We start from the raw sequence: 19,176 nt of genomic DNA on the forward strand, positions 1-19,176 counted from the left end.
GCGTGAGGTGCCCACCGGATGTGACGGTCACCCCGAGTGTGGCCACGTATATTAGGGTCGCCTAACCTGGGGGTGAAGAACCTTCCGCTCGAGAGGAGAGTCATGCCCACCACCGGTGCCGCGGGTATCCGATCGGCGCTACGGCGCCGAGCGCAGGCCACCACACCGATCACCACCGCCCTTCGGGTCGACGAGATAGTTCCGGTCTCGCCGGGATTCCTGCGGGTATCGGGCACGGTCGGCGCCGAACTCGACGGCTACCGCGCGCTACCTGCGGATGCGTTCAAGCTCGCCTTCGAACCCGATGACGCCGGTTCGCCCCGCTACCGCGCGTTCACGGTGCGCCATTTCGATCCCGAAACGCGCGGCCTGGTGTTCGACATCGCCCGCCACGACGGCGGCCTGGCACTGGACTGGCTGGCCGGGGACCCGGTGGGCGGGCAGCGGACGCTGCACGGTATGCGACCCGACTGGGCCGCCGTACCGGGCGCCACACACCACCTGCTGATCGGTGACGCCACCGCGCTTCCCGCCATCGCAGCGGTTCTCGAACACCTCCCCGCCACATCGGTCATCGACGTCGTCGTCGCCCTGACCCATCCCGCCGACGGCGACCTGCTGCCGGGCCATCCCGGTGCCGAGATCACCGTGGTGGAGTCGATTTCGGCGGCCGTCGACCTCACTCCGCGTACCGTCGCCGTCGGCGGACACCCGCAGACCTGGGTGGCGGCGGAGGCATCACAGGTGCGTCGCGTACGCGCACACGCACTGTCTCAGTGGCACATCGACCGCGGTGATCTGCTGGCCCGCGCCTATTGGAAACAGGGACAGTCGGCCACCGAATCCGACGACCGCGCGATGAGCACATACCAGGCAGCGGCCGCCCAGGGCCGCGACCTCGCCGACCCCGACCTGGTCGAGGAGATCGAACTCGCCTGAGCGGCCTTACCATCGCGGCATGGCAACGGTGACCGACGACGACGTGGAACGGGTCCGCGTCCTGGTGGCGGCGATTCCCGCGGGCATGGTCGCCACCTACGGCGACCTCGCCGCAGCGGCTGGTCTCTCGTCGGCGCGCATCGTCGGCTGGATCATGCGGACCGATTCCGCCGATCTGCCCTGGCATCGGGTGATCTCGGCCTCGGGCCGCCCGTCGACGCATCCGGCGGATCGTCAACTCGACCGGCTACGCGCCGACGGGGTACCCATCCGCGACGGCCGCGTGCTGCTGCGGGAATGCCGCTGGGTGATCGATACGCCCTGACCGGGACCGACGCGTCGGCAACGATCTCGGCGGGCGGGATGAGAATCACGCGTCGCGCGGTTTGGCAGATCATGGGGACAACCGGTCGCGACGGCTCGGGCAACGAACAATCGGGTAACGAACAACTGGGTGACGAGCAACCGGGTACCGGGCAGTCGTTGCGGCTCGGGGGCGATGCGTTGCGTTCGCTGCTGCGCAGCCAGACCACCGGCAGTGTCCTCCTGGTTGTCGCGGTGGCCGCCGCACTGGTGTGGTCCAACGTGTTCCCCACGTCGTACGAGACGACCTGGGCGGCGGAGCTGTCGGTACGCCTGAGCGGCCACGAGGTCACCCGGTCGCTGCGCGAATGGGTGAACAGCGGCCTGATGACGGTCTTCTTCGTGGTCGTGGGTTTGGAGGCGCGACGCGAGTTCGACCTGGGCGAACTGCGTGAACGCACCCGTTTCGTGATGCCGCTGGTGGTCGGCCTGACCGCGATGGCCCTGCCGGTCGGCATCTTCGTGGCGCTCAACACGCACTCGGGTGCCACCCACGCGTGGGCCGTCGCGATGTCCACCGACACCGCCGTCGCGCTCGGGGTGCTCGGGGTGCTGGGTGATGGGATCGGGGACCGCCTGCGGGTCCATCTGGTGACGATCCTGGTGGTCGACGACCTCGCCTCGGTCCTGGTGATCGCCACGGTGTACAGCAGCGCGGTCTCCTTGCCCGATCTTCTTGTCGCTGCATCCATCTTCGCGGTGATGGTGGTCCTGGCATGGTCGGGCGTCAATCGGCTCCTGCCGTTCACCGTGCTGACGTTCGCGCTGTGGGCGGCGCTGTTCGGCAGTGGCGTCGACCCGATCGCCGCCGGACTGCTCGCCGGACTGCTGGCCTCGGCTTATGTGCCGCGTCGCGATCGCCTCGAGAGCGCGACCGCCACCTTCCGGGCCTTCCGCGAGGAACCGACGCCCGAACTGGCTCGCACCGCGACGGTGGCCGTCGCGGTCACCCAGTCGATGAACGCACGCCTGCAACGCATCTGCGTACCGTGGAGCACCTTCCTGGTGGTTCCGCTGTTCGGGTTGTGCAACGCGGGCGTGCGGATCGACGGCAGCGCACTGCGCGGCGCGGCGACCTCACCGATCACCTGGGGAATCGTGATCGCGATGCTGGTCGGCAAACCGCTCGGCCACCTGATCGGCACGGGAGTGGTCGCCGCAGTGAGCCGCGGACGAATCCGATCGTCGGTCGGTGGTGGCGGGGTCCTGGTCGCGGGGTTCGCCGCGGCCGCGCCGTTCACCCTGTCCCTGCTGATCGCCGATGTGGCCCTGGGCGGACCGGGTCGCAGCGGTGATCGCCTCGCAGAGGCCAAGATCGGCATTCTGCTGGCGGCACTGCTGGCCACGGTGCTCACCGTGGTGGTCGGGCGGTTGATTCGGCGTCTGCCCCGCGCGCGTCGTGCCCGGTTGCTGCTGGGTACCGCGAGCGGACTGACCGATCTCAACGATCCGGTGGACGAGGGCGACGACCACATCCGCGGCGCCGTGGACTCCGACGTCACGGTGGTCGAATACGGGGATTTCGAATGCCCGCACTGTGGGCAGGCCGAGTTCGCCGCCCGGCGCGAACTCGCCGAGGACCGCCGGGTGCGCTACGTGTGGCGACACCTGCCGCTCACCGACGTGCACCCGCACGCGCAGCTCGCCGCCGAGGCCGCCGAAGCCGCCGCGACGCAGGGCGCGTTCTGGGAGATGCACGACGTGCTCCTGACCAATCAGGACGACCTCAGCATGCGTGATCTCGTCGGCTATGCACGCGAGTTGGGACTCGACGTTGATCGGTTCACCGCGGAACTGACCGGCAGGGTGCACCGCGACCGGATCAACCGCGACGTCGAGTCCGCCCTGCGTAGCGACGTGGCGGGCACCCCGACATTCTTCGTCAACGGCCGACGCCACTACGGCGCTTACGACTTCGACTCGGTGCGCGACGCGGTGGGGCAGGCACGCGACAAGGCGCTGGCCACGGCCGGACCCCGGTGATCACGGCTCGGTCTGTCGGCGTCACACCATCAGGCGCACGAGATCGACAACACGGGCCAGACCCGGCAGAGCGCCGGCGGTGGACCGCGGGTGCAGGGCATGCACCGCGAGGCGGAACATGGTGGCGCGCAACATCATCTGCGGCCATTCCGGCTGGTCGGACCATCGCTGCACGAGGTCCTCGTCGGCGCCGCCCCACGCCAGCGAATCGACCACCACCACGGCAGCCGCCCACGACGCGGGCCGCCAGTACGGCACGATGTCGGTGATCCCCGGGGCGGCCGCACCGGCGAAGAGCACGGTGCCGAACAGGTCGCCGTGCACCACCTGCGACGGCAGGTCCACCGGTGTGCGCAAGGTGGCAAGCGTCTTGAGCATCGCCACACTTTCGCGGCCGTCCTCGGTGGCGGGCTCGGGCATCGCTGCGGCCCGCGCCGAACGCAGCGGCACGTCTTCCCACGCCGCCCGGTCGGCGGCGGCGAACACGTCGACGTCGGTGTGCGGTGGTGCGGGCTGCTGCAGCAGGAAGCGGGGACGTTCGAGGTCGACGAGGGCCTCATGCAGGCGCTCGGCCACCGAGACCACCTCGTCGTGCCGCGGTTCGGGTGATCCGGCGATGTAGGTGTCGGCGCGCCACCCGGACACAACGTATCGGCCGTCGGTGGCGCGGAAGGGCCGCGCGATCCGCAGACCCGCCACGTAGAGATTTTCGCGCACCGACGCCGACCACGCGGCACGGGCGTGGTCGGGTACCAGGGACAGCACCACCTCGCCGACACGCCAGCCCCCGACCCACGAGTCGCCCATCGCGATGGGCGGATGCGCGGTCAGCCCGAACGTGTTGAGCACGTGTTCGGGTGGCTCGACGGTAATCACGGAGGACACGGTGCAGAGATTACCCAGCGTGGGGCCCATATCGGCGCAACGACTCGGCCCCGAACGCGCTCAGTACGTCGGCAGGTCCTTGTCCACCTGGTTGGCCCACGCGGTCACCCCGCCCTGCAGATGACGCGCGTCGGCGAATCCGGCGCGCTTGAGCGCGGCGAGTGCCTCCGCCGACCGGATGCCGGTCTTGCAGTAGAGCACCGTCGGACGGTCCTGCGGGATCTGTGCCAGCGCGGCCCCGGAGAGGATGTCGCCCTTGGGGATCAGGGTGGCACCGTCGATGTGCACGATGTCCCATTCGACGGGCTCACGGACGTCGATGAGCGCGAGTTCCTCGCCCGCGTCGAGCTTGTCCTTCAGTTCGACGGGGGTCAACGTCGATCCGGCCGCCGCGAGCGCCGCCTCGTCGGAGACGACTCCACAGAACTCCTCGTAGTCGATGAGCCCGGTGATCGTCTCACCCTCGGGGTCCTTGCGGATCTTGATGGTGCGGTAGGTCATGTCCAGGGCGTCGTACACCATCAGACGACCCAGCAGTGGTTCTCCGATACCGCAGATCAGCTTGATGGCCTCGGTACCCATGATCGAACCGATCGACGCGCACAGGATGCCGAGTACACCACCCTCGGCGCAGGAGGGCACCATGCCCGGCGGCGGTGCCTGCGGGTAGAGATCGCGGTAATTGATGCCGCGGCCGTCGGGGGCGTCCTCCCAGAACACCGACGCCTGGCCCTCGAAACGGTAGATCGATCCCCACACGTAGGGCTTGTGCGCCAAGACCGCGGCGTCGTTGACCAGATAGCGGGTGGCGAAGTTGTCGGTGCCGTCGATGATCAGGTCGTAGGCGGAGAACAGCTCGATCGCACCCTCGGGTTCGAGCCGCTCGTCGTGGATGTTGACGGTCATGTACGGGTTGATCTCCAGGATCGAGTCGCGAGCACTCTCGGCCTTGGGCCGTCCGATGTCGGACTGCCCGTGAATGACCTGGCGCTGCAGATTCGACTCGTCGACGACGTCGAACTCGACGATCCCGATGGTGCCGACCCCGGCCGCGGCGAGGTACAGCAGGGTGGGCGATCCCAGGCCGCCGGCACCGATGACGAGGACTTTCGCGTTCTTGAGCCGCTTCTGCCCGTCCATACCGACGTCGGGGATGATCAGATGCCTGCTGTAGCGCGCGACCTCGTCGTTGGACAGTTCGGCTGCGGGCGTGACCAGCGGCGGCAAGGACGACACGTGGCGCCTCCAAGAGATTGGGGTGGATCGACTTCCGTCAGATCAACGACTCGGGCCGCGAGCGCATTCCCTCATCCCGACGCGGTCAGCGCGTCGGATACGGCCAGGGGTTGGGCTTGCACACGAACGACGGGTTCGCCGTGATGTCCGGGTCGAGCGCGAGGATCTCGCTGTTGGAGGTGCCGAACGACTGCTGCATCATGATCGGCGCCAGCGCGCCGTTCTCCTTGCAGGGTTCGTGGTGGTCGTAGCCGATGCCGTGGCCGGTCTCGTGGTTGACCAGGTACTGGCGGTAGGCCATGTCGTCGCCCTGGTAGGACAGCGCCCCGCGCACCCACCGCGCCTCGTTGAGGGTGACCCGCTTGTCGGGCGGGTAGAAGCAGGAGGTCTCGAGCTTGATCTGATAACCGCACAGTTCGCGCGCCGTCGCGGGCGAGGTCAGCGAGATGCGCAAGTCGGGGTCACCGGAGTCGACCCGCCGAAACGACACCTTGCCGTCACCGATCCAGCTGCGGCTGTTGGCCAGGGTGGCGTCGACCATCTTCGCGAACGAGCGGTCTCCGCCGTAGTCCTGCGGGTTGACGCCGTTTTCCACCTCCACGGAGTAGGTGTACACCTGCCCGCCGCGGCCCACCTGCGTACCGCTGCCGGGAATCACCCGGAAGGTCTCCTTGCCCTTCTGGGTGAAGGGGCCGCCGTCGGGCAGTGTGCCCGCGGGCAGCGAGACCTCTTTGATGGACTTGTTCGGAGCGCCGACCGGCGTGGTCTCGCGGGTGACGTCGGTGTTGCGGGAGGCCACCGGACTCACGTCGGCGCCCGACGCGTCCGACGACGACCCGCCGTCGCGCAGGGTGACCACGATCAACACGATGGTGAGCACCACCAGCACCGGGATCGCGTACGCACGCCAACCGTAAGTGGACACGAATCTGCCCAGCGCGCTTTGTTTGCGTCGTTCGGGTTGCGCGTCACGGTCGACCCGCTGCCTACCGCGGTCGTCGGTGGGGTCCCACCGCGCCCGCAGTGGCTGACCCGGTTCCGGACGCGGCCGCGAACGTGGTGTCCCGGTGGCGGCGGACCTGTCGGTGGTGGCGGACTCGCCCGTGGTGGCACGCGGTGCACGCGGACCCACGTCCCTGGCCCTGACCCGACCCCGACCGTCCCCGGTCTGCGACTCGCCGGGCCCACCCTCTGTGTGGCTCACGCGTCAACTTTCTCACAGTCGGTCACCGATTCGACGGAGGCAACCGGCCGTCGTTCGTCGACCCGGGACGAGACGAAGCCGACACTGCGACCACTGCTGTGACCGCGCACATCGCCGCCGACGCGGCGCCGAGTAATCTCGTCCTCATGTCTGCTGCCAGCGCCTCACCGCACGCGGGAAGAAACGGGACCCGCCTACCCCGCAGCGCGCGACGTCGGCAACTGCTCGAAGCGGCCAGCGAGATCTTCGTCGAGCGCGGTTATCACTCGGCCGGCATGGACGAGATCGCGGTGCACGCCGGAGTCAGCAAACCCGTTCTCTACCAACACTTCCCGTCAAAGCTGGACCTCTACATCGCGGTGGTCGACTCGCATGCGGAGAAGTTGGTCACCGACGTGAACAACGCACTGCTGACCACCACCGACAACCGCAAGCGCGTCCGGGCCGCCGTCCAGGCGTTCTTCGACTTCATCGACGAGGACAATTCGGGGTATCGGCTGATCTTCTCCTCCGATGCGCTCGATCCCGCGGTGATCCGCCGGGTCGAAGGGGCCACGGAAGCCTGCGTGGATGCCGTCTACGGCCTCGTCATGCACGATTCCGGTCTCGATCCGCACCGTTCACGGATGCTGGCGGCGGGTCTGGTCGGGGCGAGTCAGGTCAACGCGCGTTACTGGCTCGAGGCCAAACGGCCCATCGACAAGCAGTCCGCGGTCGACACGACGGTCGCGCTGCTGTGGGGCGGGTTGTCCCACGTGCCGATGCAGGACGACGCCGAACTGTCGCCGGTCGACGAGGTCACCGCGCCAAACGAGTGAACCGGACGGCCGGTCAGGAACCGAACCCGACCCGACGGGTCTCCGCGGCGCCGACCTCCACGTAGGCGATCTTGGTCACCGGGACGAGGAACCGCGATCCCTTGTCGTCGACCAGCGTCAGCAACGGTTCCTTGCCCCCGAGCGCGGACTCGACGGCGGCCAGCGCCTTCTCGCTGCTCAGCGTGGACTGGATGGACAGCTCTCGCGGGCTGTCGGTGATGCCGATCTTGACTTCGACGGTCATGGCCACCCTTTCGTGGTCGCCGCGCGCGGCGGGCGCGCGCGGTGGGAAAACGGATGCCCCGGCATCGACCGGACGCATCACACCCTTGCCGGACAAGGCTAGTGCAGCGCGTGATCGCTCGGACACCGGCTCCGCTGACAGCGAAAACATGCCACCGCCGCGGCCCGGCCACCCGCTCTGGTCAGCCGAGTCCGAGATCCGCCATGCGCCGCGCGTGGCGGTCGGCGACGGTGTCGAAAAACCCGGCCATGTTCTGCAGCGATGCGGCTCCGGCGAACAACAGGTCGGTGACCTCCTCCTCGGCGGCGAGCACCCATTGGGCGTGGGTGATGGCCTCGCCGAGCAGTCGTCGACCCCACAGGGTCAGGGGGGACCGCAACGCCGGGTCGGCGGCGATGGCCGCGCGCACCGCGTCGCGGGCGAACTCCGACCCCCCGGTCGCCGACATCACCTCGGCGACCACCGCGCGGGGCTCGGCGGGCAGCACTCCGGCCAGCTCGGTGTACACGTCGGCGGCCAGGCCGTCGCCCACGTATGCCTTGACGAGCGCCTCGTACCAGGTCTTGGGCTTGGTCACCGAGTGGTATTCGTCGAACACCTGCCGGTAGCGCACCACGGCCTCGGTGGGGTCGATACCCCAGCGGGTCACCTCGTCGGCGAGACGTTCGAAATGCTTGATCTCCGAGGCGACCATCCGCGCGATGTTGATGCGGCCGTCCACGTCGGGCGCCATCTCCGACTCCTCGATCAACCGGTAGAACGCCGCGTACTCGCCGGCGAGCAGGACCGCGTACAGCTTCCCGATCGCCGGTGAGTTCTCGTCGATCGTGGAGACCGGAACGGGGTCGGGGGAGGCTGCTGTGGACGGCATGAGGCGATGGTAGGCGGCGCTCACCGGTTGACCAAGTACACTTGTCGACGGTGCACTGACGCGAACGTGACGTTTCGGCCAACGAGCACGCCCCGACCGGGACACAGTTCCTCGGGGTGGGGTTCACCGGGAATCACAGATCGCGGGCACCGGACATTGTGCGCGCACACATCGAGCCCACGTCCGCCCCACGCGGGGTGAGTCAGCGAGTCACCCGCGACGTTCGTCGCGACGACATCGGGTGGAGCCTTTTCGTGCGTGCTGGAACAGATGCGAAAGGCACACAACATCACATGAGCGAACCCGGTACCGAGACCGACGGCGTCCAGACGACCGTCGTCGACGACACCCACACCTCCCCCACGTTCGCCGAGCTCGGCGTCGACGCACGCATCGTCGACGCGTTGGCCCGCGACGGCAAGACCCACACCTTTGCGATCCAGGAACTCACCCTTCCGCTCGCGATGGCCGGCGACGATCTGATCGGCCAGGCCCGGACGGGCATGGGCAAGACCTTCGGCTTCGGCGTCCCGCTGCTGCACCGGCTGGTCAACGCGGCCGACACCGGCATCCGCCCGCTGGACAACACCCCGCGCGCGCTGGTCATCGTGCCGACGCGCGAACTGTGTCTGCAGGTCACCGGCGACCTCGCGGTTGCGGCGAAAACCCTCGACGTTCATCTCGACAACGGCGTTGAGCGGCCGCTGAAGATCACGTCGATCTACGGTGGGCGGCCCTACGAGTCGCAGATCGCGGAGCTGCGCGCGGGCGTCGACGTGGTGGTCGGCACGCCGGGCCGGCTGCTCGACCTGGCCCAGCAGGGTCACCTGATTCTCGGCAAGGTGGAGATCCTGGTGCTCGACGAGGCCGACGAGATGCTCGACCTCGGCTTCCTGCCGGACATCGAACGGATCATGGCCGCGCTGCCGGAGAAGAAGCAGACCATGCTGTTCTCGGCCACCATGCCGGGCCCGATCGTCACCCTGGCCCGCACCTTCCTGCACCGGCCCACCCACATCCGCGCCGAACACGCCAACGACTCCGCGGTGCACGAGCGCACCACCCAGTTCGTCTACCGCGCCCACGCCCTCGACAAGGCCGAACTCGTCGCCCGCATCCTGCAGGCCGACGGGCGCGGCGCGACGATGATCTTCACCCGCACCAAGCGCACCGCCCAGAAGGTGGCCGACGATCTCGCCGAGCGCGGTTTCTCGGTGGGCGCGGTGCATGGCGACCTCGGCCAGGTGGCCCGCGAGAAGGCACTCAAGAAGTTCCGGACCGGTGAGATCGACGTGCTGGTGGCCACCGACGTCGCCGCGCGCGGTATCGACATCGACGACGTCACCCACGTGATCAACTACCAGAGCCCCGAGGACGACAAGACCTACGTGCACCGGATCGGCCGCACCGGCCGTGCCGGCCGCACCGGCATCGCGGTGACCCTGGTCGACTGGGACGAACTGCACCGCTGGGAGCTGATCAACTCCGCACTCAAGCTCGGTGTGCCCGAGCCCGCTGAGACCTACTCCACCTCCGAACACCTGCGCAGCGACCTGGGCATCCCGGAGTCGGCGACCGGCCGGATCGCCGCCCCGAAGCGAGAGCGCACCGACGGTGAGCGCGCCGAACGCCGCCCGCGGTCGGGACGCGAGGCGTCCACGCGCACCCGGCGCCGTACCCGCGGTGGCACGACGTCGGGCCGCTCAACCGGCTCGGGCCAGGCGTCGGCCACCACGAACGACACAGCCACCAGCGACGGGCCGGCCGGTGATGGGTCCACGAATGACGGGTCCGCGAAGGGCGGGACGCCCGCCGGCGCGAACCAGGGCGCCGAGGGCGGCGCGGGTGAACCACGGCGTCGTCGCCGTCGTCGCCGCGGCGGAGCCAAGCGCACCGGCACCGCGACCCAGTCCGCCGACGATTCGGCCACGCCGGCCACCGCGGCGGCCGGCGAGTAGCGACACCCACCTCGAATCGCCGCACCGGAGCGCGCGTGGCCCGAATCCTGCCCGAACGACGAACCCCCGTCGATCTGGCGATCAGTGTTGCCATCGTGGTGGTGCTCGTCGTCGCGGGCATCGCCGTCTGGTACGTCAGCCCGGTACGGCACACCGAGGACGCGCGCGCGGCCACCGCTCCACCCGACGTCGCACCGGCGACCAGTGTGCCCACCGCATTCCGGGTTGCCTGGCGCGCGGCGTCGGCCGCCACCGAGACACCTGCCGTCGCCCAATCGGTGATCGTCAGCGCCGACGGCGGCACGGTCAGCGGCCGCGACCCGGCGAGCGGACGGGTGCTGTGGGAATACCGGCGCAACCTGCCGTTGTGCACGGCGGCGACGGCCTGGCGTGCGAGCACCGACGAGATCCTCGCCGTCTACCGCAACTCACGCGGATGCTCCGAGGTCACCGCGCTCGACGCCGCGTCGGGCAGACGACTCGGCGCCCGGACGAGCGACGCCGACGACACGCTGCGCCTGATCACCGATTCCGGCTATGTACTGGCCGCCGGCCCGACCCGTGTGGAGACGTGGGGATCGAATCTGGTCCGCGGTGTGGAATATGGGCGCGTCAGCGCGCCGGTCAAGCCCGATGTGCAACCCGGACGGGTCGACTGTCGCATCGAGTCGGCGGCGATCGGCGGGTCACGGATCGCGCTGATCGAACACTGCCGCAACGATCCCGGCTACCGTCTCACCGTGCTCGGAGCGGTTCTCGACAGCGACGAGAAGGTTCAGCAGTTCGGTTCGTCGGTCATCACCAGCGGCACCTCGGGACCGCCGCCGGTGCTGGTCGCGATGAGTGGCTCGGCGATCGCGGTCTACGACGGGGGCGGCAATTCACCCGAGCCCACACCGCCGACCATCCGGGGGTTCAACTCCGACGGTGCGCCGACCACCACCAACACCGTGGAGGGAGGCGCAGCACCGCCGGCCGACAGTGTGGCGCAGGCCGACGACGGGCTGGTGACCTTCTTCACCGGGACCGCCACCGTGGTGCTCAACGGCCAGACGATGCGGCCGATCTACCAGGTACCCGGTACCGCCGGGCCGGGCGAGACGATGGCCGGCCAGTTGTTGCTGCCGACACCGGCGGGCATCAGTGTCCGCGACCCGGCCACCGGCCGGGAGACCCGGTCGATCGCGGTGGCCGACATCGACGGTGGCGACAAAGCCACGGGCACCGTGAGCCTCCGGGTGCTCGGCGATCGCGTCGTCGAGCAGCGCGGTACGACGATCGTGACGCTGGCGCCCGCGGGCTGATCCGCGTCAGCCGAAGTCGAAGCTGCGGACGTCCTCACCGGCGTCCCAGTGCTTCCACAGGTTCTCGGCGAGCTCCCGATATGCGGTGGCGCCCTTGTTCTTTCGTCCGCGCATCACCGACGCCCCGGAGGCCGAGGCCTCCGCGAAGCGCACCGTGCGCGGGATGGGCGGATCGAGGACCGGCAGATCGTAGCGGTCGGACACGTCGGCGAGAACGTCACGACTGTGCGTGGTGCGGGCGTCGAACAGTGTGGCAACCGCGCCGAGCATCTGCAGCGACGGATTGGTGATCTGCTGCACCTCGGTCACGGTGCGCAGCAGCTGCCCCACCCCGCGGTGCGCGAGGGTTTCACATTGCAGCGGCACGATCACCTCGTCGGCGGCGGTCAGTCCGTTGAGGGTGAGCACCCCCAGCGACGGCGGGCAGTCGATGAGGATCACATCGAAATCCTCCGCGACCTCGTTGAGCGCACGCTTGAGTGCGTACTCGCGCCCCGGACGCATCAGCAGCAACGCCTCGGCACCGGCCAGGTCGATCGTCGCCGGGAGGAGCGTGACGTTATCGGCGGTGTCGAGGAGCACGTCGGCGATCTCCTCCTCGCCGAGCAACACGTCGTGTACCGACGTCTCGAGCTGATCCGGATCGTGACCGAGCGAAAACGTCAGGCAGCCTTGAGGATCGAGATCGACGACGAGGACCGAGACATCCAGGTCGGCGAGCGCGGCGCCCAACGACTCCACCGTGGTGGTCTTGGCCACCCCACCCTTTTGGTTGGCAACCGCGAGCATGCGCGTCATGGGCACCACTCTACGGCCGTTGCGTGGCCCACGTCCCGGTCGTCGGTGATACCGGTCGGCGACGTGTATGTGCCCACATCCGGGTGGCGGATTCAGCCGGTCGAGTGTGCCCACATCCGCGTCGAGCGTGCCCGCGGTGGCTCGTCGAACGCTTCTCTGGGCACGCTCAACCAGATTCTGGGCACGGTCAACGCGATTCCGGGCACGGTCAACGCGATTCCGGGCACGCTCAACCAGATTCTGGGCACGCTCAACGCGATTCCGGGCACGCTCGAGCTCAGGGGTTCTCGCCGTCGTCGACGTAGTCCGCAGAGATCCAGCGCAGCGATGCGGGGTGGAACAACAGCACCAGCACCACGATGGTGATCAGCGCCAGCGGCGCCCCGATGTAGGGCACACCACTGGTGAAGAAGTAGTACGACACCCCGAGCAGCAGGATCTGGGCGACCAGCGAGATCGCGCGTCCCCATCGCCGTCCCGACATCAGCGCGACGCCTCCGGCGATCACCGCCCCGAAGATGATTGCCAGCCACGCCGCGGTGCCGTAGCCGTTGTAGGCGGCCGTATGTCCGGTGGCCGCCCGGATCACCAGGATCACCGCGATGGCCACCGCCACCACGCCCTCGGCCGTCGTGACCGCCCCCGCGATCTGTATCTGGCGGGGCGGACGCACCCGGGTCGCATCGCCGTCTCCCTCGGACCCACCGGTGTCGCGGCTGGTCCGGTCACGCTCTGTGCTCACCGCTCCAGCCTATGGGTCGGGTCGCGCGGTGGATGCGGGGGTGATGGCGCGGATCGGCCGGAGACCCCATATCCTCGGATGTCGTGCGCGTCATGCTCATCGTCAACCCGTTCGCGACCGCGACCAGCCCCGCGGGGCGTGACGCACTCGTCAATACCCTCGGGTCCCACGTGCCGGTGGATGTCGAGCACACCACGCACCGCGGTCATGCCGGCGAGCTGGCCGTGCGCGCCGCCCGGCACGGATACGACGTCGTGGTGGTGCACGGCGGTGACGGATCGGTGAATGAGGTGGCCAACGGGCTGCTCGGCCCGCCTGCGGCCACCGCTCGCAACGACGATCGTCCGGCGCTGGCGATCATTCCCGGCGGTAGCGCGAACGTGTTCGCACGGACATTGGGCATCGAGGCCGATCCCCTGCGTGCCACACGCCAGCTCATCGACCTCCTCGACAAGGGCGCCGTCCGGCGGATCGGCCTGGGCTGCACCAACGACCGCTGGTTCCTGTTCAACGCGGGGATGGGTATCGACGCCATCGTGGTACACGCGATGGAGAACAAGCGCGACGCGGGCCGCCGCGCCACCGCGGGACGGTACCTGTGGACCACGGTCGCGTCCTTTCTGCGTCACAGCGCCAGTCCGCTCGAATTCCGCGTCGAGTTCGACGGCCACGCGCCCATCGACGACGTGCGGTTCGCGTTCGTCAGCAACACCACACCGTGGACGTTCCTGGGCAACCACGAGATCCGGACCAACCCGAACACCGACTTCGGCTCTCGACTCGGGGTTTTCGCGTCGACGTCGGTGCGGATTCTGCCCAACCTGCCGGTGGCCCTGCGACTGCTCGCTCATCGTCCCCCGCGGGGGCGACGCCTCATCCGCGACGACGACGTGGCATGGGTGCGTATGCGCGCCGACGAGCCGGTCGACGTGCAGATGGACGGCGACTACATCGGCGCGTTCACCGAGATCGACTTCGGGCACCGACGCGACGTCCTCGACGTCGTCGCCCCGATACCTGCCGACTGACCCCGGACCTGCGAGAATTCCTCGCCAGACGACCACAAACGGCGTAGCATAGAACATCGGCGTGTGAACAAGTGCAGCACCCCCCTCGGCGCCGGTACCGGTCGAGAGTGATATTGCACACGTGTTAACGGAACACCATTGACTTCGGCTGGATTCGTGAAAGTATTCACAAGCAACAGCACGGAAACATTTGGTGTGTCTACGTGAACTGGCGGTTACAACCGCAAAAAGCCCGAAATAGTAGTGAGCGAGTGGTGCGGTGAGCACCTGAAGGAGAAGGAATGGACTGGCGTCACAAGGCAATCTGTCGCGACGAGGACCCCGAGCTGTTCTTCCCGGTGGGAACCAGCGGTCCGGCCATCGCTCAGATCGCCGATGCGAAGCTCGTCTGCGCGCGGTGCCCGGTCACCGCGGAATGTCTGTCGTGGGCCCTCGAGTCCGGCCAGGACGCGGGTGTCTGGGGAGGCATGAGCGAAGACGAGCGTCGTGCGCTCAAGCGCCGTACGGCGCGGACGCGCACTCGCAGCAGCGTCTGATTGCGTTGGCATTCGGCCGCCCGCGAGGCGGCGTAGGGAGACCCGGCTCACGCCGGGTCTCTTTTTTTGCGCGGCCACGGGACAACACCGGGTGCGGATCAGCCCCTCACCAGAGGGGCAGGGTGACCCGGACCTCCGTGCCCCGACCGTCGGGATTGGGGCCCACCTCGAGTTCACCGGCGAGCTCGATCGTCACCAGTGTGTGCACGATCTGCAGGCCGAGCCGCTCGGACTCGGCGAGGACGAACCCACCGGGCAGCCCCGCACCGTTGTCGCGGACCGCGACGACCATCCGCCGAACGTCGCGTGTCGCACGGATCTCGATCCGGGCGTCGTCGCGCGGCTGCGCGAAGCCGTGCTCGATGGCGTTCTGGATGAGTTCGGTGAGCACCATCACCAACGGCATCGCCCGTTCGGCCGGGAGCACACCGAGCCGGTCCGGTTGGCGCACCGGCACGGGATTCTCGCCGGAAGCGACGTCGACCAGGATCGGCAGCAGCCGCTGCACCGCCTCGTCCATGTCGACTTCCTCGTCCACGCTCCCCGACAACAACTCGTGCACGGTGGCGATCGCCGCCACCCGTCGGACCGCCTCGGTCAGCGCCCATCGCGCCTCGGCGTTGCCGGTGCGACGGGCCTGCAGCCGCAGCAGCGCCGACACCGACTGCAGATTGTTCTTGACGCGGTGATGGATCTCCCGGATCGTCGCGTCCTTGCTGATCAGAGCCAGATCACGGCGTTTGACCTCCGTGACGTCACGGATCAGGATCACCGCCCCGGTGCTGTCTCCCCGCGGCCGCAGCGGAACCGCGCGCATCAGCGCCGTGGCCCGTCGTGCGTCGACCTCCATGCGGGTGCCCACGTCCCGGTAGGGCCCCGCCGGCGGGGTGAGGGCACCGGCGGCGACGTCGATCATCACCGCGGCGTCCTCGGACTCGAAAGGATCGGTCAGCAGCGACGCGGTGACCTCCGAGAGCCGGGTGCCCACGAGTTCGGCCGTCCAGCCCATCCGATGGAACGCCGACAACGCGTTGGGGCTGGTGTAGACCACGATCCCGGCTGCATCGACGCGGACGAATCCGTCGCCGGCACGCGGCGTCGAGAGTCCGCGCGGGTTGCCCTCGAAATGCGGAAAGGTCCCGTCGGACACCATCTGGCACAGGTCGTTCGCGGAGTCCTGGTAGGCCAGTTCCAGCGGCGACGGCAGTCGCGGATGGGTGAGGTCGCTCGCGCGCGTGAGCACGGCGATGGGCCGGCCCTCGAAACCCACCGGCACCGCCTCGCGCCGGATGGCGAGTGCGCCCACCCAGGTGGGATCCTCGTCCCGCAGGATGCGCGCCTCGTCGAACGCCCGCGCCACCTGCGGATTGGCGCCGCGTTCGACGAGGGTGCCCACCTCGTCGCTGGGAAACACCGTCGAGGCGGTGTTGGGGCGGCATTGGGCGACAGTGGCGATCTCACCGCTTTCGGCGCGCACCGCGAGCAGAAAATCCGCAAAGGAGAGGTCGGCGAGCAGTTGCCATTCGGCCACCAGTCGCTGCAGGTGGGCGGCGGCACGATCGGAAAGGGTGGTGTGCTCGGCGAGCAGATCCGCCAGGGTCGACATCGGGTGCCGGGATGAACGAGGCTACTCGTAGACGGCGATGACGTCGCCGGCCTGGATCACGTCGCCCACCGTGACCCGCACCTCCGAGATGGTGCCGGATTCCTCGGCCAGCACCGGGATCTCCATCTTCATCGACTCCAGCAGCACCAATGTGTCCCCGACCTCGACGTGGAGGCCCGGTACCGCCTTGACCTCGAGGACACTGGCCACGATCTCGGCCACCACGTCTTCTGCCATGCACACAACCTAGCCCACCCCGCTCACATGGTCATCGCGATGGGCGATTGGGGCCGATGCCCCTCGACGTGGGACAATGTGGTTCGCCGAACACGGTCACCCACCCGGAAACCGGGTCGGACACCGAACGGTGAACCAGCGATGGTGAACCAGGACAACACCGGTGAACCAGGACACCACAAGAACAAGGGAGTTCCGTCATGGGAAAGCGCGGACGCAAGAAGCGTGCTCGTAAGAAGAACGCAGCCAACCACGGCAAGCGCCCCAACTCCTGAGCCCTCGGCTCAGCAGTCCAGCGAGAAGCCCGGGCGGATGCCGGTGTCAACGACAGCATCCGCCCGGGCTTTTCGCAGCCCTGCGAGGATCGGGACGTTCCTCGCCATCGCCTTTGGCTGGGCCTGGGCGTGGTGGATGCTCTCGATCCTGCTGCTCGAAAACGATCCGGGTTCGCCGTTCGCGGCAGCCACGGACTTTCTCGGCACGTGTGGTCCCGCCGTCGCCGCGTGGACGATGTGGCGGCGATCTGGCAGCACGCGCGAGGCATGGCGCACGCTCGGGCGGTGCTTGATCCCAGCAGGCCCGTGGATTGCGTGGGTCGTCGCATCTCTGGCTGTCCTCGCCGTGGTCACGGTCGCGTCCTGGTCGCAGCGACTCTGGGGCGATCCGGTCCCGGCGGCGGCCTCGCCCTGGCTCGTCGTGCCGCAATTGCTGGTGATGCTTGTCGCCGGGGGAGGCCAAGAGGAGCTCGGCTGGCGCGGTTGGCTGCAGCCGGCTCTGCGTGCTCGGGCCGGACGCTGGCGCGCGCCGCTGATCCTCGGTGTCATCTGGTTCTGCTGGCACCTTCCCCTGTGGTGGACTCCCGGCGCGATCCAGACGTATGTGCCGATGCCCGCCTTCGCGATGTTCACGGTCGGCTTTTCGCTGCTCCTGGCGCGCACACTCGAGGTCACGCATGGTCGCCCGGCCATCGCGATCTGGCTGCACGCCCTGAACAATCTCGCGGCCAGTTTCCTGATCTTCATCACCCCGCAGGCCGAGGCGACGCAGGTGGGGTCGTGGGTGCTGGGAGCCGGGTATCTCGTCATCGGGATGGCCGCGATGCTGAGACGACCGGCACGCACGGCAGCCGCCAACTCAGGCGGATGACGTCCTACCGGCCGATCTCGCTGCCGCCGGCCCCAGGAGCCGTTCTCGGCCAAGACGTTCGGTCGTCGAGACCAACCGCTTGGGCGTTTCTCCTTGCTGTCCGGTCGGTCAGCTCTCGTCGGTCGTGTAGGTGGTCTCCTGCACGATCACGGTCTTGCGGATCTCCACCCGCAACCGGTCACGCAACCCGGCCGGCGCCTGGTCGCCGCCGCATTTGCGGTTGATCAACGCCTTGAGCTGACGTTCGATGCCGTAATGGGCCAGGCACGACGGGCAGTTGTCGAGGTGGTCCTGCAGCCGTGCCCGAGCGCCGGAATCGCATTCGTTGTCCAGGAGCAGCCACACGTCGGCGATCACCGCGGAGCAGTCGAGGCTGGTGAACTCGGGATCGTCGGCGGGCGGCTGCGCGCCGGTGTGTACCTCGCTCATCGCGCCACCTCGCTTTCGGGGGTGCTCTCGGAGGTCTGACGACGGTTGAACCCGCGTTCGCGGGCGACGTCGGCGAGCAGTTCACGCAGTTGACGACGTCCGCGGTGCAGCCGCGACATCACCGTCCCGATGGGCGTGTCCATGATCTCGGCGATCTCCTTGTACGGCAGACCTTCCACGTCGGCGTAGTAGACGGCCATGCGGAAATCCTCGGGCAGCGCCTGCAGCGCCGCCTTGATCTCGTCGTCGGGCAGCGCGTCGAGCGCTTCGATCTCGGCCGAACGCAGCCCCGTCGATGTGTGCTCCGCGGTGGCCGCGAGCTGCCAGTCGGTGATCTCGTCGGTCGGATACTGGGCGGGCTGACGCTGCTTCTTGCGGTATCCGTTGATGTAGGTGTTGGTGAGGATGCGGTAGAGCCACGCCTTGAGGTTGGTGCCCTCACGGAACGAGGCGAATGCGGAGAACGCCTTCACGTAGGTTTCCTGCACCAGGTCTTCGGCGTCGGCGGGATTGCGTGTCATCCGCAGTGCCGCGCCGTACATCTGGTCGAGCAGCGGCAGCGCATCACGTTCGAAGCGTTCGGTGAGGTCGCCGACGGACTCATCCGGATCGGCCCGGCGGGGTGCGGTGGACCCGGGTGACTTGGATTCGGCCACGTCGATCCCTTCGCTCGTGACCCCGGTCAGCGGCCTCATGCCGTGCCCTGAGGTGTCGGTCAAGCTTACCGACCGACCGCTGGACGCGACCGGACGAGGTCGCTCGAGCAGGGCTGTAGTCATCGGCGGTCTTCCTCCTTCGTCGTCGAAGTCGCTGGTTGCGCGCACCTGAACACCCGTCACAACATGACCG

Annotated in this window: 21 protein-coding genes; 10 read left to right on the top strand and 11 right to left on the bottom strand. The window is 68.4% G+C overall.

The genetic code is table 11. The annotated features are described in order from the left end of the window. Window positions 1–102 precede the first annotated feature (102 nt). From ACWDSI_RS07670 to ACWDSI_RS07680, 3 genes are all read left to right on the top strand, one after another. Window positions 103–939: a siderophore-interacting protein gene (locus tag ACWDSI_RS07670; RefSeq protein ID WP_449756177.1), complete on the top strand. Its 837-nt coding sequence runs from the start codon at window positions 103–105 to the stop codon at window positions 937–939. A 19-nt stretch (window positions 940–958) separates the two neighbouring features. Then, the gene (locus ACWDSI_RS07675; RefSeq protein WP_449756178.1) at window positions 959–1,264 is read left to right on the top strand and encodes an MGMT family protein; all 306 of its coding nucleotides are present in this window, start codon (window positions 959–961) and stop codon (window positions 1,262–1,264) included. 71 nt (window positions 1,265–1,335) lie between these two features. Continuing rightward, on the top strand, window positions 1,336–3,285 hold the full coding sequence (locus ACWDSI_RS07680; protein ID WP_449756179.1) for a Na+/H+ antiporter NhaA: 1,950 nt from the start codon (window positions 1,336–1,338) through the stop codon (window positions 3,283–3,285). A gap of 21 nt (window positions 3,286–3,306) precedes the next feature. Here the strand turns inward: ACWDSI_RS07680 and ACWDSI_RS07685 are convergent, their stop codons facing one another. From ACWDSI_RS07685 to ACWDSI_RS07695, 3 genes are all read right to left on the bottom strand, one after another. Next, window positions 3,307–4,161, bottom strand: coding sequence for a TIGR02569 family protein (locus ACWDSI_RS07685; RefSeq protein ID WP_449745483.1), 855 nt, complete (start codon window positions 4,159–4,161; stop codon window positions 3,307–3,309). Between the two features lie 69 nt (window positions 4,162–4,230). Next, on the bottom strand, window positions 4,231–5,406 hold the full coding sequence (gene moeZ, locus ACWDSI_RS07690) for an adenylyltransferase/sulfurtransferase MoeZ (protein ID WP_449756180.1): 1,176 nt from the start codon (window positions 5,404–5,406) through the stop codon (window positions 4,231–4,233). An 85-nt stretch (window positions 5,407–5,491) separates the two neighbouring features. Beyond that, a complete protein-coding gene (locus ACWDSI_RS07695; RefSeq protein WP_449756181.1) occupies window positions 5,492–6,610 on the bottom strand; it encodes a DUF3152 domain-containing protein in 1,119 nt (372 codons plus the stop codon). Window positions 6,611–6,756: 146 nt separating this feature from the next. Here ACWDSI_RS07695 and ACWDSI_RS07700 point away from each other — a divergent pair, with 146 nt between their 5' ends. Beyond that, complete coding sequence (locus tag ACWDSI_RS07700; protein ID WP_449756182.1) at window positions 6,757–7,428, top strand: TetR/AcrR family transcriptional regulator; 672 nt, start codon at window positions 6,757–6,759, stop codon at window positions 7,426–7,428. A gap of 13 nt (window positions 7,429–7,441) precedes the next feature. Here ACWDSI_RS07700 and ACWDSI_RS07705 read toward each other — a convergent pair whose 3' ends face one another. Next, a complete protein-coding gene (locus tag ACWDSI_RS07705) occupies window positions 7,442–7,672 on the bottom strand; it encodes a DUF3107 domain-containing protein (protein WP_449756183.1) in 231 nt (76 codons plus the stop codon). A 181-nt stretch (window positions 7,673–7,853) separates the two neighbouring features. Then, window positions 7,854–8,543: a ferritin-like fold-containing protein gene (locus ACWDSI_RS07710; protein WP_449756184.1), complete on the bottom strand. Its 690-nt coding sequence runs from the start codon at window positions 8,541–8,543 to the stop codon at window positions 7,854–7,856. Window positions 8,544–8,836: 293 nt separating this feature from the next. On the opposite strand from ACWDSI_RS07710, the gene ACWDSI_RS07715 reads away from it, so the two are divergent. Then, a complete protein-coding gene (locus ACWDSI_RS07715) occupies window positions 8,837–10,501 on the top strand; it encodes a DEAD/DEAH box helicase (protein WP_449756185.1) in 1,665 nt (554 codons plus the stop codon). Between the two features lie 35 nt (window positions 10,502–10,536). Beyond that, a complete protein-coding gene (locus ACWDSI_RS07720; protein ID WP_449756186.1) occupies window positions 10,537–11,805 on the top strand; it encodes an Rv3212 family protein in 1,269 nt (422 codons plus the stop codon). A 6-nt stretch (window positions 11,806–11,811) separates the two neighbouring features. On the opposite strand, the gene ACWDSI_RS07725 is transcribed toward ACWDSI_RS07720, so the two are convergent. After that, window positions 11,812–12,603, bottom strand: a complete 792-nt coding sequence (locus ACWDSI_RS07725) for a ParA family protein (protein ID WP_449745328.1) — start codon at window positions 12,601–12,603, stop codon at window positions 11,812–11,814. Window positions 12,604–12,880: 277 nt separating this feature from the next. Next, the gene (locus tag ACWDSI_RS07730) at window positions 12,881–13,345 is read right to left on the bottom strand and encodes a hypothetical protein (protein ID WP_449745329.1); all 465 of its coding nucleotides are present in this window, start codon (window positions 13,343–13,345) and stop codon (window positions 12,881–12,883) included. A 92-nt stretch (window positions 13,346–13,437) separates the two neighbouring features. Here ACWDSI_RS07730 and ACWDSI_RS07735 point away from each other — a divergent pair, with 92 nt between their 5' ends. Then, a complete protein-coding gene (locus ACWDSI_RS07735) occupies window positions 13,438–14,373 on the top strand; it encodes a diacylglycerol/lipid kinase family protein (protein WP_449745485.1) in 936 nt (311 codons plus the stop codon). Window positions 14,374–14,654: 281 nt separating this feature from the next. After that, entirely contained in the window at window positions 14,655–14,909 is a 255-nt protein-coding gene (locus ACWDSI_RS07740) for a WhiB family transcriptional regulator (RefSeq protein ID WP_005170735.1), read from the top strand. A gap of 106 nt (window positions 14,910–15,015) precedes the next feature. On the opposite strand, the gene ACWDSI_RS07745 is transcribed toward ACWDSI_RS07740, so the two are convergent. Both ACWDSI_RS07745 and ACWDSI_RS07750 read right to left on the bottom strand, forming a co-directional pair. After that, window positions 15,016–16,515, bottom strand: coding sequence for a sensor histidine kinase (locus ACWDSI_RS07745; RefSeq protein ID WP_449745330.1), 1,500 nt, complete (start codon window positions 16,513–16,515; stop codon window positions 15,016–15,018). Between the two features lie 21 nt (window positions 16,516–16,536). After that, window positions 16,537–16,752 carry a biotin/lipoyl-binding carrier protein gene (locus ACWDSI_RS07750; protein ID WP_449745331.1) on the bottom strand — a complete coding sequence of 72 codons (216 nt, stop codon included), beginning with the start codon at window positions 16,750–16,752 and terminating at the stop codon, window positions 16,537–16,539. A 200-nt stretch (window positions 16,753–16,952) separates the two neighbouring features. On the opposite strand from ACWDSI_RS07750, the gene ACWDSI_RS07755 reads away from it, so the two are divergent. Next, window positions 16,953–17,027 carry a 50S ribosomal protein bL37 gene (locus tag ACWDSI_RS07755; protein ID WP_370452957.1) on the top strand — a complete coding sequence of 25 codons (75 nt, stop codon included), beginning with the start codon at window positions 16,953–16,955 and terminating at the stop codon, window positions 17,025–17,027. 235 nt (window positions 17,028–17,262) lie between these two features. Beyond that, window positions 17,263–17,898, top strand: a complete 636-nt coding sequence (locus ACWDSI_RS07760; protein ID WP_449756218.1) for a CPBP family intramembrane glutamic endopeptidase — start codon at window positions 17,263–17,265, stop codon at window positions 17,896–17,898. A gap of 108 nt (window positions 17,899–18,006) precedes the next feature. Here ACWDSI_RS07760 and rsrA read toward each other — a convergent pair whose 3' ends face one another. Both rsrA and ACWDSI_RS07770 read right to left on the bottom strand, forming a co-directional pair. Further along, window positions 18,007–18,327 carry a mycothiol system anti-sigma-R factor gene (gene rsrA / locus ACWDSI_RS07765; protein WP_449756187.1) on the bottom strand — a complete coding sequence of 107 codons (321 nt, stop codon included), beginning with the start codon at window positions 18,325–18,327 and terminating at the stop codon, window positions 18,007–18,009. Further along, a complete protein-coding gene (locus tag ACWDSI_RS07770) occupies window positions 18,324–19,106 on the bottom strand; it encodes a sigma-70 family RNA polymerase sigma factor (protein WP_449745333.1) in 783 nt (260 codons plus the stop codon). The genes rsrA and ACWDSI_RS07770 overlap by 4 nt, the downstream gene beginning before the upstream one ends. Window positions 19,107–19,176: the final 70 nt, after the last annotated feature.

This window comes from Gordonia sp. NPDC003429 (genome assembly GCF_053588575.1).